The sequence below is a fragment of the Aurantimicrobium sp. genome (genome assembly GCF_036667855.1).
In the GTDB taxonomy this organism is placed as follows: Bacteria; Actinomycetota; Actinomycetes; order Actinomycetales; family Microbacteriaceae; genus Aurantimicrobium.
In genome coordinates this window covers 40,485-53,177 of record NZ_JAVWTF010000002.1, presented here as the reverse complement: position 1 = coordinate 53,177, position 12,693 = coordinate 40,485, and the positions used below count along the sequence as shown (strand labels likewise).

14 protein-coding genes are annotated in these 12,693 nt (G+C 56.0%); 10 read left to right on the top strand and 4 right to left on the bottom strand.

Going from position 1 to position 12,693, the window contains the following annotated elements:
• Nucleotides 1-269: 269 nt before the first annotated feature.
• A complete protein-coding gene (locus RR877_RS01630; RefSeq protein ID WP_280804752.1) occupies nt 270-1,328 on the bottom strand; it encodes a substrate-binding domain-containing protein in 1,059 nt (352 codons plus the stop codon).
• A gap of 254 nt (nt 1,329-1,582) precedes the next feature.
• Here RR877_RS01630 and RR877_RS01625 point away from each other — a divergent pair, with 254 nt between their 5' ends.
• A complete protein-coding gene (locus tag RR877_RS01625; protein WP_332618730.1) occupies nt 1,583-2,809 on the top strand; it encodes an ROK family transcriptional regulator in 1,227 nt (408 codons plus the stop codon).
• On the opposite strand, the gene RR877_RS01620 is transcribed toward RR877_RS01625, so the two are convergent.
• A complete protein-coding gene (locus tag RR877_RS01620) occupies nt 2,810-3,856 on the bottom strand; it encodes a Gfo/Idh/MocA family oxidoreductase (RefSeq protein WP_332551010.1) in 1,047 nt (348 codons plus the stop codon).
• 2 nt (nt 3,857-3,858) lie between these two features.
• Nucleotides 3,859-4,854 carry a 4-hydroxy-3-methylbut-2-enyl diphosphate reductase gene (locus RR877_RS01615; RefSeq protein WP_280804879.1) on the bottom strand — a complete coding sequence of 332 codons (996 nt, stop codon included), beginning with the start codon at nt 4,852-4,854 and terminating at the stop codon, nt 3,859-3,861.
• Between the two features lie 88 nt (nt 4,855-4,942).
• Here RR877_RS01615 and xseA point away from each other — a divergent pair, with 88 nt between their 5' ends.
• The 9 genes from xseA to RR877_RS01570 all read left to right on the top strand — a co-directional run bounded on the left by xseA (nt 4,943) and on the right by RR877_RS01570 (nt 11,667).
• Nucleotides 4,943-6,166, top strand: coding sequence for an exodeoxyribonuclease VII large subunit (xseA, locus tag RR877_RS01610; protein ID WP_332551009.1), 1,224 nt, complete (start codon nt 4,943-4,945; stop codon nt 6,164-6,166).
• 2 nt (nt 6,167-6,168) lie between these two features.
• The gene (locus RR877_RS01605; RefSeq protein ID WP_110234092.1) at nt 6,169-6,396 is read left to right on the top strand and encodes an exodeoxyribonuclease VII small subunit; all 228 of its coding nucleotides are present in this window, start codon (nt 6,169-6,171) and stop codon (nt 6,394-6,396) included.
• A complete protein-coding gene (locus RR877_RS01600) occupies nt 6,393-7,028 on the top strand; it encodes a DUF4245 domain-containing protein (protein ID WP_110234094.1) in 636 nt (211 codons plus the stop codon). The genes RR877_RS01605 and RR877_RS01600 overlap by 4 nt, the downstream gene beginning before the upstream one ends.
• Nucleotides 7,025-7,681 carry a carbonic anhydrase gene (locus RR877_RS01595; protein WP_204163598.1) on the top strand — a complete coding sequence of 219 codons (657 nt, stop codon included), beginning with the start codon at nt 7,025-7,027 and terminating at the stop codon, nt 7,679-7,681. Before RR877_RS01600 ends, RR877_RS01595 begins: the two co-directional genes overlap by 4 nt.
• A gap of 35 nt (nt 7,682-7,716) precedes the next feature.
• Entirely contained in the window at nt 7,717-9,111 is a 1,395-nt protein-coding gene (locus RR877_RS01590; protein ID WP_332618729.1) for a class II fumarate hydratase, read from the top strand.
• A gap of 8 nt (nt 9,112-9,119) precedes the next feature.
• Nucleotides 9,120-10,106, top strand: coding sequence for an aldo/keto reductase (locus RR877_RS01585; protein ID WP_280804735.1), 987 nt, complete (start codon nt 9,120-9,122; stop codon nt 10,104-10,106).
• Nucleotides 10,107-10,108: 2 nt separating this feature from the next.
• Nucleotides 10,109-10,888, top strand: a complete 780-nt coding sequence (locus tag RR877_RS01580; protein WP_332551379.1) for a hypothetical protein — start codon at nt 10,109-10,111, stop codon at nt 10,886-10,888.
• 102 nt (nt 10,889-10,990) lie between these two features.
• Nucleotides 10,991-11,389, top strand: a complete 399-nt coding sequence (locus RR877_RS01575) for a hypothetical protein (RefSeq protein WP_277495255.1) — start codon at nt 10,991-10,993, stop codon at nt 11,387-11,389.
• A 2-nt stretch (nt 11,390-11,391) separates the two neighbouring features.
• Nucleotides 11,392-11,667 (top strand): hypothetical protein, encoded by a 276-nt coding sequence (locus RR877_RS01570; protein WP_277495256.1) that lies wholly within the window; start codon nt 11,392-11,394, stop codon nt 11,665-11,667.
• Nucleotides 11,668-11,742: 75 nt separating this feature from the next.
• Here RR877_RS01570 and RR877_RS01565 read toward each other — a convergent pair whose 3' ends face one another.
• A complete protein-coding gene (locus RR877_RS01565; protein WP_332551380.1) occupies nt 11,743-12,693 on the bottom strand; it encodes a Gfo/Idh/MocA family oxidoreductase in 951 nt (316 codons plus the stop codon).

The window sequence follows — 12,693 nt, the reverse complement described above, 5'->3', positions numbered from 1 at the left end:
ACCTGCATATGCCTTGAAGTCGATGCCTTTGAGAACCTCTACAGGTCCAAAGCTCTTCTTCACGCTTGCAAGTTCAATTAGTGGCACATCCATGCCCATCTCCCTTGATTGTGTTCGCCTCTATGTAGACGACCGGATAAAAAACTTGTGGCCTCAGGCGAGGAATGTCACTCGCGTGGGCAGTGGTGCGGTTCTTGCAAGAAGTACTGATGTAAGAGCTTGGCGCCGACCGAGAAAACGATCGGCGCCAAGCCTGACTTACAAGGTTGTTACTTTACGCCGTACTTTGCGCAAGCCTCTGCCAGAGCTGCGGTGCAGATGTCAGATGCCTTTGCGTCACCAGCGGTTACAACGTCGATGACCTTTTCAGGACCGACCTTGATGGGGGTAACAGCGATGAAGGGGGTTCCGTCTGCAAGCTTCTTGTCTGCAGTGGGGAGTTCACCCTTGAGGATCGCGATGATGGTGTCAGCAGCTGCACCAGCCTCGAGAGCAACAGGCTTGTACACGGTGCAAGTCTGCTTTCCGAGGAGTACGTTCTGCAGACCAGCTACAGATGCGTCCTGACCAGAAACAGGAACGGTCTTGCCGTTCTTGTCGAGGATGTTGATAACTGCAGCAGCGTTGGTGTCGTTTGCTACCCATACAGCGTCAACAGCGCCACCGAGAGAGGTGTAAGCCTGCTCGAATGCGGTTCCAGCCTTTGCGCCATCCCAGGTACCAGGAGTTTCAGCAGCAGGCTTGATACCAGCAGCAGACATAGCTGCTACAGCACCGTCGTAGAACATCTTTGCGTTACCGTCAGCAGGGTCTCCACCTACGTAAACAACAGATGCGGTTGCGGGGTCCTTGCCAGCAGCCTTGAGGCCGTCAACGATGCACTCACCTTCGAGCTGACCTACGTACTCGTTGTCGAACGAGATGTAGTAGTTAGCACCCTCGAGTGGGCGGTCGTAAGCGATAACAGGAATACCCTGTGCAGCAGCCTTCTCAGCTACCTGAACGCCTGCGCCCTGGTAGTCGTCGAGAACCATAACGCCACAGCCCTTGCTGAGCATCTGGTCACCGATGGTTGCGTACTTTGCGGTGTCACCCTGTGCGTTCTGGATGTCAGCTTCGAAACCAGCTTCGGTCAGTGCTGCCTCAAGTGCGGGGCGGTCCTGTGACTCGTAGCGAGGTGAAGACTCAGTGTCAGGAAGAATTACACATGCGCGCTTACCTGCAGCGTTGGTGTCGCTGCCAGGAGTGCCGTTGCTGGCACAGCCTGAAAGGGTAAGTGCTGCTACTGCGGTAAGTGCAGCGATTGAGATCAATGAAGACTTCTTCATTTCTCCCCCTTCATAAATAAAAAAGGATCCCGGACTAGTCCGGGGGCGGCTCGTCGGTGAGCCACACTCTTATGTTGCCGTAGCCAACAAATAAATAGCAAATGATTTTGGTCACGAACGCATAACAAATATGGGAAGTTTCTTTATTTGTTGTGTAGCAGAACAAAAAGAAAATCGTTTGTTGTAACAAAGAACACCAATTGTCACCCATCTTTTCTTTAGCTTTTTTGCCACTGATTAGAGACAATGGAGCTGTGAGTACAACCCCACCCATCCCTGCTCGTCACGCGATGACGACCAAGGGCAGCAACCGTGAAGACATTCGTCGACACAATCTCTCTGCTGTGCTCACACTGCTCTCTCGCACCGGCCAGATGCCACGTTCTGCTCTGACGGAACTCACCGGTCTCAACCGCTCCACCATCTCTGACTTGGTTACTGAGCTGGAAGATCTCGGCCTGGTTACCGAATCTGAGGCGGTGACGACGCAGGGCGTCGGCCGCCCCAGCCTGATGGTCTCCCCCGCTGAGGAAGTTGTCGCCTTCGCTGTCAACCCTGACATTGACGCCATCACCGTCGGCGTCGTCAGTTTCTCCGGCAAGGTCATTGCCAAGGTGCGCCAGGCAACATCGGTCCAACCTGCTGCAACAACAGCTGCCGAGACAGCCAACAAGCTCATTGAACAACTTCGCAAGGATCTGCCTGCCAATTACCGCATTGCCGGTATTGGCGTCGCCATCCCCGGGCAGGTTCGTCACGCCGATGGCGTGGTCCGCCTCGCTCCCCACCTGAACTGGGTAGAAGTTCCCTTTGCACGCATGCTGCAGCAACTCACCGGGCTTCCCGTCTATATCGATAACGATGCGTCTCTCGGCTCACTAGCCGAGCGTGACTTTGGTGCCGGTAAGGGCTTCCGCGAGATCGTCTACCTCTTCGGTTCTGCTGGAGGTATCGGTGGTGGCGTGATCCACGACGGCATCCCGCTCCGCGGTGCTGCCGGCTACGCCGGCGAGCTGGGACACGTGCGCATCTCGGATTCGCCCAACGAAGACGGTTCCGGTCTCACCGGAACACTGGAATCGTTGGTGCGTCGTGATGTGCTGCTGAACGCTCTGGGCCTCATCAACGCGGACGACGAGCAGCTTGCTGCTGCCCTAGCCGCAGACAAGTCAGCCAAGGTGCGCAAGATCATAGAAGCACAGATTGATGCCCTCGCTATTGCCGTGGGCAACTACGTCAACATCTTCAACCCAGAAGTGATTCTTCTTGCTGGTTACCTCTCCACGCTCTTTGCCTACGACTCTGACCGCTTGCTCTCTCGCTTCCGCTGGAGCTCGCTCACCGCGTCACAAGACCGCATGGTGGTGCGCCAGGCAGCACTGGGAGCAAACCTGCTCATGGTCGGTGCTGCCGGTTTGGCATTGGCGCCTCTGGTCAACGCGCCAGCGAGTACTCAGCTCACTCCCGTGCGAAGCAAGTAGCTAGTTCCTGGCTTCTCCGGTCAAGAACGCGCCAATCTGGTGGCGTGCTTGCTGAATCAGGCTGATGTCGGAAACGGCTTCTGACAGCGGACGGGCAGGGGAATCAGTGAGACCCTGCTCCACATACGAAGCCAAAGCTGTTGCTTGATAGCTGAGGCCCTCATGAGCCACGATGCCGGACTCGTCTTTCCACGTGGCCACAACAGCAGGGTTGAAGTCAGCCCCAAACAACGTCAGCGAGGTGGGCGTGAAGAAGGGCTCACCCACGGTCAGCATTCCCTTCACGCCGGAGATACTCGCGGCTGTGGGAGTAAACGCAGCGATCGACGTCGTGATCGCGGCCTGAGCACCAGAGTGATATCCCAGCAACACGGAGACGGTGTCATCAACGCCGCTGGCGGTCAGTGTTCCAGAAGCTGACACCTTCTCAGCTGCGCCCAACACAAGCGATGTGAATGCGAAGTTATAGATTCCGAGGTCGAGCAACCCTCCACCGGCAATGGGATCTACCAAGCGAGGGATGTGGTGAAGCGCCTGACCAAAGTCAGACTGCACCAGCGTGATTTCCCCAAGAATTCCTTCAGACACAATCTGACGAATCACGTCAGTTTGTGGTAGGTAGCGAGTCCACATTGCTTCCATCACCAGCACTCCTGCTGCTGCCGCAGCATTAGCAATAGCCTGGGCATCTTCTGCAGTGGGAGCTAGGGGCTTCTCAATGAGCACGTGCTTGCCGGCAGCAATTGCGAGCTCCGCGTGCGCACGGTGGTGTTGTGGATGCGTTGCCACATAGACAACGTCCACATCTGGGCGTGCCACGAGGGCTTCGTAGGAGTCAAGAGCGACCTCGATGCCGCGTGGCTCAGCAAAAGCTTCTGCACGACCCGGAGTCTGTGAGGCCACGGCCACCACACGCTGGTTGGTGTGTTTGTGAGTGGCGTCAGTAAATACTTCCGCAATCATGCCCGGGCCAATGATTCCCCAGCGCAGTGGGCGAACCGAGTCAGCAGGGATGAGGCGTGGGGAAGGAAGACTCCTAGGCAACATGACTAGGACGCACGCTTAGGTCGAAGTTCTTTCGGCAGCGAGAAGATGAGATCTTCTTCTGCCGTCTTCACTTCTTGAATCTCGGTGAATCCACCCGAGGCAAGCACTTCGAGAACATCTTGCACGAGTTCTTCTGGAACAGAAGCACCACTGGTGACGCCGACTGAAGAGACGCCCTCGAACCATTCCTGCTTGATCTCATCAGCGAAGTCCACGCGGTAGGAAGCCTTGGCACCGTATTCGAGAGCAACCTCAACCAGGCGAACTGAGTTCGACGAGTTCGCAGAACCGACCACAATCACGAGATCAGAGTTGGCGGCAACCTTCTTGATCGCAACCTGGCGGTTCTGGGTTGCGTAGCAAATGTCATCACTGGGGGGATCTTGCAGGTTGGGAAAGCGTTCGCGCAGGAGACGAACGGTTTCCATGGTCTCGTCCACGCTTAGCGTGGTCTGAGACAACCAGACAACCTTGTTGGGGTCCTTGACCTCGATGTGAGGGACAGCGTGTGGTCCGTCCACGATGGTGACGTGGTCGGGGGCTTCGCCAGCAGTTCCTTCTACTTCCTCGTGGCCTTCGTGCCCAATAAGCAAGATTTCAAAGTCGTCACGAGCAAAGCGCACCGCTTCACGGTGAACCTTGGTCACCAGCGGACAGGTGGCATCAATGGCTTGCATGTTGCGAGCTTCAGCTTCAGCCACCACCGCTGGTGAGACACCGTGAGCGGAGAAGACGAGGTGTGAACCTTCTGGAACTTCGTCAACTTCGTCGACGAAGATGGCACCAGCTTCTTCAAGGGTGGTGACCACGTGCTTGTTGTGAACGATTTCCTTGCGCACGTAAACAGGAGCACCAAAGGTTTCGAGTGCCTTCTCCACGGTGATGACTGCGCGGTCAACACCGGCGCAGTAGCCACGAGGAGAAGCCAAGAGCACACGCTTGGGCTCGGGGGAAGGAAGTTCCACCAGAGTGATTTTGGGACGGGGGACGCGGGGCATGCCCAGACCAATATTCGTTGCGCTCACGTGTTCAAGTGTAGGTGACGAGGGTGAGAGTTTGTCCGGAGTCTCGACTACCGTAGAAGGTATGAGTGAAGAGGCATCGACCCCGGAAGATCCGTGGCCCATTGCTGCCCTCACCACCAAGCTCAAGGCATACCTCGATCGTCTTGGTTTGGTGTGGGTTGAGGGTGAAATTACTCAGTGGGATCAGCGCTCTTCCGGCATCTTTGGCAAGCTCAAGGACCTCACCGAAGACTCCACCATGGGCTTCACCATTTGGTCCAATGCCCGCACCAAGATGCCCGACGACATCAAACAAGGCGACCGCGTTATTGCCTTGGTCAAGGTTGACTTCTGGAAAAAGAACGGCAACCTCGGCCTCAACATCCTCGAGCTGCGTCACGTAGGCCTCGGTGACCTTCTGGAGAAGCTGGAGCGCTTACGCGCACAGCTCGCCAAAGAAGGTCTCTTCGATGCTGACCGTAAGGTTCCACTGCCCTTCTTACCTCAGTGCATTGGTTTGATTACCGGTCAAGACTCTGATGCCGAGAAGGACGTGCTCAAGAACGCCCACCTGCGCTGGCCACAGGTGGAGTTCAAGGTCATCCACACCAAGGTGCAAGGCGACCAGACAGTTCCTGAAGTTATTGCCGCTATTCAGAAACTTGATGCAGACCCTGAAGTCGATGTCATCATCGTTGCCCGCGGTGGTGGAGACTTCCAGAACCTGCTCCCCTTCAGCGATGAGAAGCTCGTCCGTGTAGCTGCTGCCTGCGTCACTCCCCTGGTCAGTGCCATCGGCCATGAGGCCGATGCTCCGCTTCTGGATAATGTGGCCGACCTCCGCGCCTCCACTCCTACCGATGCTGCCAAGCGCGTCGTTCCCGACGTGGGTGAAGAATTGGCACGCGTAGCCGATGCGCGCAGCCGCATTAGCAACCGCGTGACTGCTTTCCTGACCGGAGAACTTGATCGCTTGGAATCCCTGCGTTCACGCCCCGTGTTGGCAGATGCGGACTGGATCATTTCCACTCGTGCAGAGGAAATCGTTCGCAACGTTCAGCGCGGTTCTGACCTGGTCGACCGCGCCCTGCACAATGCCGCGCAGGAAACGCTGTCACTCAAGACTCAACTGCGAGCGCTGTCACCACAGCAGACGCTGGACCGCGGCTACGCCATTGCGGTCTTACCGAATGGCAAGGTAGCTCGCTCCGCGAAGGATGCACCCGCAAAGACTGAATTCGCCCTCACCCTGGCAGAGGGCACTATCGACGCGGTTTCGGCCGGTCCACGGAAGGTAGAATCGTAACCATGGCAGCACCAGTAGATGTCTCGAAGCTCAGCTACGAAGACGCACGTAATGAACTTGTTGCTGTTGTTTCTCAGCTGGAGCAGGGAAGCCCCACGCTCGAAGAGACTCTTGCTCTCTGGGAACGTGGCGAAGCACTTGCCAAGCGCTGCGAGGAGTGGCTCGTTGGCGCCAAGGAGCGCCTCAATGCTGCCCGTGCCGGACTAGATTCAGGCGCTGCCGCCGAATGAGCAAAAAGCCCAAGATTGTTGCCGAGCTAGGTCGTCCTGAGACACCAGCGGAAACTGCTGCTCGTAAGGCAGAGAATTCCAGGCTGTATAAATCTCGCAAGACCATCAACAACCTGGTCTATTCGCTCCTCGTGACTGTGGGATTGGTCGCTGTAATTTATTTCCTAGTCCCCCGCGCTGATGGTGAGCCCAACTGGCAAGTTGACTATGTTGCCCAGAGTGAAATTGCCTCAAAATCGCTAGGTGAATCCCTCCTCGTTCCTGCAATGCCTGAACAGTGGCGAGCTAACGCAGCAGAGCTGCGTAATGCCACCAACGGGCAGGTCACCAGCTGGTATATCGGCTTCATTACTCCGAGCGATAAGTTCATCGCTTTCAATGAAGCCTTTGATGCCAACGAGACCTGGGTTGCCAACGAACTCAAGGATTACCCCGCCACCGGTACCGTCACGATTGATGGCCAGCAATGGACCGTCTATGACAATCGGTCCATGAATGATGCCGGAAATGTTGAGTACGCCATGGTGACCACACTGGGACGTTCCACTGTTGTCCTCTATGGCACTGCTGACGATGCAGAATTTGAACAACTTGCCACGTCGATCACGGCTGACCTGAGGAGTGAGCAATGACCCGAATAACTCCTGCAAAGGCCTGGGCTGAAATGGCGCGGGGAAACGAACGTTTCGTTTCCGGCGCCCCTGCTCACCCTCGCCAAGATGTTGACCGCCGTGCCGAGCTCGTGGATGAACAGCGCCCCACTTCGGCGCTCTTTGGCTGCTCTGACTCTCGCCTTGCAGCGGAAATCATCTTTGATAAGGGCTTGGGCGACCTGTTCGTAGTTCGTAACGCGGGTCAGATCATCTCTGACTCAGTCGTTGGTTCTCTCGAATACGCCGTGGGTGTTCTCGAAGTTCCCCTCATTGTTGTTCTCGGCCACGACAACTGTGGTGCCGTCAACGGCGCCATCAACATGCTGGGTCCTGACTCCACTCCCCTGCCTCCCCACATTGAGGCACTTGTTTCACGTATCGTTCCGGCCATCCGCCGCGTTGCGGGCAAAGCAGGGCTGTTTGCCCCAGATGGTTCGCTGAACCCGGAACAGGTCGATGCTCTGGCAGTAGGCCGCGAACACCTCCGTGACACCATTGCAGAACTCATGGAAAGCTCTGAGCTGATTACTCAGGCCATTGCTGAAGGTAATCTCGCCATTGTGGGAGCCAACTACCGTCTAGGTCAGGGTGTCGTACAGCCTGACGTTGTCGTCGGCGACATCGGCGTCTAAGTCTTTTCCCTCTTCACCCACGCAAGGAAGCGCTCATGGCACAGAACAAAGATTTCCGTATCGAGCACGACACCATGGGTGAGGTGCTCGTTCCCATCAATGCCCTCTATGGCGCACAGACTCAGCGTGCAGTGGAAAACTTCCCCATCTCGGGCACCACTCTTGAACCTGCTCACATCGCTGCATTGGCTCAGATCAAGAAGTCAGCGGCACTGGCCAATGCCGAACTGGGTGTTCTGAACCAGAAGATCGCTGACTCTATTGCCTGGGCCGCTGACCAGGTCATTACCGGCAACTATGACGACCAGTTCCCCATCGACACCTACCAAACAGGTTCTGGCACCAGCTCCAACATGAACATGAACGAGGTGCTGGCCACCCTCGCCTCCGGAAAGCTCAAGAAACCCGTTCACCCCAACGACCACGTGAACTGCTCACAGTCTTCTAATGACGTCTTCCCCACCTCTGTTCACGTGGCCGTGACAAGTGCACTTCTGAAGGACCTCATTCCTTCTTTGGAATATCTCGCCAGGTCACTGGAGAAGAAAGCCAAGAAGTGGGCAACTGTAGTCAAGTCCGGCCGCACACACCTCATGGATGCGACTCCCGTGACTCTCGGCCAAGAATTTGGTGGCTATGCAGCTCAGATTCGCCTCGGCATTGAGCGCATCAAGGCTGCATTGCCTCGTATTGCCGAAGTCCCCCTCGGCGGCACAGCCGTGGGAACCGGCATCAACACTCCTAAAGGCTTCCCTCAGCTGGTGATCAAGAAGCTAGCGAAAGAAACCAAGCTTCCCATTACCGAAGCACGTGATCACTTCGAAGCTCAAGCCAACCGCGATGGCCTGGTTGAAGCCTCCGGCGTGCTGCGCACCATCGCGGTGTCACTGACCAAGATCTGCAACGACATTCGCTGGATGGGCTCCGGTCCCAACACCGGCCTGGCCGAGATTCACATCCCTGACCTGCAGCCAGGCTCCTCCATCATGCCCGGCAAGGTTAACCCGGTTGTTCCTGAAGCCGTGCTCATGGTCTGCATGAAGGTCATTGGTAATGACTCCACCGTTGTGATGGGTGGCGCATCTGGTTTGTTCGAGCTCAACGTGGCCATCCCCGTGATGGGTAGTGCTGTTCTCGAGTCGATCCGCCTACTCTCCTCCTCCGCACGCATCCTGGCTGACAAGACCATTAACGGTCTCGAGGCGAACGTGAAGCGCGCTCGTGCCATGGCACAGTCCAGCCCGTCCATCGTGACGCCGCTGAACAAATACATTGGCTACGAAGCCGCTGCCAAGATTGCCAAGCATGCTGTTGCCACCGGCAAGACCATCCGCGAATCAACCATTGAGTTGGGCTTCGTTGATGGTAAGAAGCTCACCCTTGAACAGCTCGACAGCGCACTTGATGTGTTGTCGATGACGCACCCCTAAGGATTCCCATGAAATACACCAAGCTTCGCGACCTCACCGTCTCTCGTATTGGTCTGGGCTGCATGGGCATGTCCCACCTTTTCACAGGCAAGGACCAACCGGACGAAGTTCACATTGCCACCATTCATCGCGCTCTCGAGCTCGGTGTGACGTTCTTCGACACTGCCGAGATCTACGGCCCCTTCAAGAACGAAGTTCTAGTGGGCAAGGCACTCAAAGCACACCGTGACGAGGTTGTCATTGCAACGAAGTTCGGCATGATGACAGGTGAATTCCCCGACAGAAAACTCGGTTTCGACAGCTCCCCCGCCAACATTCGCTACGCCGTTGAGCAGTCGTTGAAGCGTCTGGACATGGACTACATCGATCTCTACTACCAGCACCGTATCGATAAGAACATTCCCATCGAAGACGTCATTGGCACCCTCAAAGAACTCATCGACGAAGGCAAGATTGGCCACATCGGTCTCTCCGAGGCTGGCCAAGCTAACATTCGCAAGGCAAATGCCGTCCACCCCATCACAGCGCTGCAGTCGGAGTATTCGCTCTGGACTCGTGACGGTGAAGATGGAACACTCGACCTGCTCGCCGAGCTCGGTATTGGCTTTGTGCCCTATTCGCCACTCAGCCGAGGCATGCTCAGCGGCAAGATCACCACACTGGACAAGTTCGACGAGGATGACTGGCGCCTGACCAACCCCCGCTTCTTGCCTGATGCATTCGAGAAGAACAAAGAGATTCTCGGCGAGGTCACCAGCATTGCTGCTGAGGTTGGCTGCACGCCAGCACAGTTAGCGCTGGCTTGGCTGTTGGCCAAGGGCGCTGACTGGGCACCCATTCCAGGAACTGTGCGCATTAGCCACCTCGAAGAGGACCTCGCTGCTGTGGACGTGGAGCTCACCACAGAACAAGTGATACGTCTCGACAAGGTGACCCAGCCCGTTGGTGGACACCACAACGAGGCACAAATGAAGATGTTGGACCGCGAGGTTTAGTCATGACGCGCATTGCAGTGATCGGTCCCAGCGACGCTGGCTTACGCCTCGGCGTCGCACTTCAGGCTGCCGGTGCTGAGGTGGTGGGATTCGAACTAGCTCCTGCCGAATACGTGCCCATTCCTGTGGCAAGCGACATCTTAGAAGCAGCCAGTGCAGATGTGGTGCTGAGTTTCGTTGCTCCACATCTCGCCGAAAAGAAAGCACAAGAGTTTGCTCCCCTGCTGCAATCAGGCGCTATCTATGCAGACTTCACCACTGGCACTCCTGAACTCAAGAAGCGCTTGGCAGAGCTGTTTCCTGCCCATGCCTACGCAGATGCTGCCCTCCCCACCGCAGGAAATGTAGAAGCTGCGGGTTCTGCCGCTCACGCGCTCTTTGTGGTTCTAACCAATCTCAAGATTGCAGTCACTGTGATCTCTGATGTTCCTGGCGACGCTGCCGCTCGCACTCTGATTCGCACCCTGCTGAGCAATGGCCTGGCAGAGGTCGTCGCAGACACTCTGTGGGCAGCAGAAAGCCTGGGTATTGAAGAGTGGGCCTGGAAAGACATCCAGGCCGAACTCACCTCTTTCAATGCAGACGCCACCCAGGCTCTCATCGATGACGCTGCCCACAACTTCAAACGCCACCAGATTGCGATGCAAGACGTGGTCGAACTTCTGGCCAGCAGTGGCTATGACAGCACCATGATTGCGCCTATCCAGTTCACCCATGGCCGGATCATGCATGGCAAGAAGATTCCGTTCAGCCAAACGCCAACAAAGAAGTGGCTTAAGTAACGACTTCGCGAGGTAGCCCTCCCCAGCTTCGAACATAGAAAGTTACTCCCAGGTTGTGACCTACTTGGCATAACCGAATGGTCAGCCTCCCAAACTGGGCGGATGCCGCGAACACCTCCAGACCGATTTGGCTTTATTCCGTTACGGCCTGTCGACATCGCCCACATTCTTGATGGGGATGCTGAGGGCGGCGGACATAGGTTTGGCGCTAACAGAAAGAAATCTGAATTCCCTCCTGGGTGGGATGAACCAGAGCTCATCGCAGCAGTCGAAGAAATCCAGTACCGGGTTATTTTGGCTTATGGCTCTTTGTCCCCTGGAGTTTTCGAAGCAGTGATTGCGAGAGTAAAAATGCGAATGATTATTGATATTGATGAAGTCTCTCAACAACTCATGGTTGCCACCGTGATTCCGCTTGAAGGTGACGGAGTTACCATCTGGACAAGTGGCAAAAGAAAACCACGCCCATTACGCGAGAACGAGGCCGGAGCTAGAATATGAGCATGTTGATGTCCGAATCCATTGCGCAGAGAGTTCTCCCCCAGGTGAAGAGCTCTATGACTCGTGCACAATTCAAGGACGCACAGTTCATGTTCAATGAAGGCGAATATGGAATCGTGTTGACAGACACGCTCCGCCTCGCTGTAGCGAAGAACATCCCCATCTCAAAAGATGTGTTGGACGATCTGGAAACATTCTTAGAGGGCCGTGACCCAGTACGTCACGTTCCTAGCCTGCGAATCTATCTCGAAAAACTCAGACGAGACATCGCAGCTTAATTCAGCTCTACACACAAAGAATCCCCGCATTGCTGCGGGGATTCTTTTGTTGTGCCTTGAAGCGGCAGGTAGAGCTTAGTAGTCGAGCTGCTGTTGGAGTGCGTCGAGAACGATGTAGCAGGGAAGAACCTGAGCAACGCTGGCGTTGGGCTCGCGGCCTTCTTTGATAGCTGCCACGAACTCACGGTCCTGAAGCTCAATACCGTTCATGGAGACATCCACGTTGGAGACGTCAATGACTTCTTCCTTGCCGGTGACGAGGTCGTCATAACGTGCGATGTAGGTCGCGGTGTCACCGATGTAGCGGAAGAAGGTTCCCAAGGGACCATCGTTGTTGAACGAGAGGGAGAGGGTGCAGATCTTGCCGGTTTCGGTGGCCAGCTGGATGGACATGTCCATCGCAATGCCCAGCTCAGGATGCTTGGGGCCCTGAATGGCGTTGGCCTTCACGATCTTCTCGCCTGTTTGGTACTGGAACAGGTCCACGGTGTGGGCTGCGTGGTGCCAGAGCAGGTGGTCAGTCCACGAGCGTGGCTGTCCGAGTGCGTTCATGTTGGTGCGTCGGAAGAAGTAGGTCTGCACATCCATCTGCTGAATGTTGAACTCACCCGCAGTGATCTTGTTGTGAACGTACTGGTGAGAAGGGTTGAAACGGCGGGTGTGACCAGCCATGGCAATCAAACCGGTTTCCTTTTGCACATCCACAATCTCTTGAACACCAGCCAAGTTATCTGCCATGGGGATTTCCACCATGACGTGCTTGCCTGCGCGCAGTGCCTCAATGGTCTGATCGTGGTGCATCTGGGTGGGGGTGGCCAAGATGACGCCATCGAGGTCTGGCTGGGCCAGCAGCTCGGTGTAGCTATCAAAGCCCTTGTCTGCGCCATACTTCTCAGCGATTTCATCCGCCACGTTCTGACGGCTGTGGCCGACGTACTTGATGGTGGCATCAGGAATGTTGGCCAGCGCATCGAGGTGCTTCTGGCCGAAGGCACCGAGGCCAACAACAGCAATATTGACGGTCAT

Excerpts from the sequence above, each read along its gene's own strand:
- RR877_RS01630 (WP_280804752.1), bottom strand. The coding sequence starts at position 1,328 with ATGAAGAAGTCTTCATTGATCTCAATCGCTGCACTTACCGCAGTAGCA.
- RR877_RS01620 (WP_332551010.1), bottom strand. The coding sequence starts at position 3,856 with ATGTTGCCTAGGAGTCTTCCTTCCCCACGCCTCATCCCTGCTGACTCG.
- RR877_RS01615 (WP_280804879.1), bottom strand. The coding sequence starts at position 4,854 with ATGCCCCGCGTCCCCCGTCCCAAAATCACTCTGGTGGAACTTCCTTCC.
- xseA (WP_332551009.1), top strand. The coding sequence starts at position 4,943 with ATGAGTGAAGAGGCATCGACCCCGGAAGATCCGTGGCCCATTGCTGCC.
- RR877_RS01605 (WP_110234092.1), top strand. The coding sequence starts at position 6,169 with ATGGCAGCACCAGTAGATGTCTCGAAGCTCAGCTACGAAGACGCACGT.
- RR877_RS01600 (WP_110234094.1), top strand. The coding sequence starts at position 6,393 with ATGAGCAAAAAGCCCAAGATTGTTGCCGAGCTAGGTCGTCCTGAGACA.
- RR877_RS01595 (WP_204163598.1), top strand. The coding sequence starts at position 7,025 with ATGACCCGAATAACTCCTGCAAAGGCCTGGGCTGAAATGGCGCGGGGA.
- RR877_RS01590 (WP_332618729.1), top strand. The coding sequence starts at position 7,717 with ATGGCACAGAACAAAGATTTCCGTATCGAGCACGACACCATGGGTGAG.
- RR877_RS01585 (WP_280804735.1), top strand. The coding sequence starts at position 9,120 with ATGAAATACACCAAGCTTCGCGACCTCACCGTCTCTCGTATTGGTCTG.
- RR877_RS01580 (WP_332551379.1), top strand. The coding sequence starts at position 10,109 with ATGACGCGCATTGCAGTGATCGGTCCCAGCGACGCTGGCTTACGCCTC.
- RR877_RS01575 (WP_277495255.1), top strand. The coding sequence starts at position 10,991 with ATGCCGCGAACACCTCCAGACCGATTTGGCTTTATTCCGTTACGGCCT.
- RR877_RS01570 (WP_277495256.1), top strand. The coding sequence starts at position 11,392 with ATGTTGATGTCCGAATCCATTGCGCAGAGAGTTCTCCCCCAGGTGAAG.
- RR877_RS01565 (WP_332551380.1), bottom strand. The coding sequence starts at position 12,693 with ATGACCGTCAATATTGCTGTTGTTGGCCTCGGTGCCTTCGGCCAGAAG.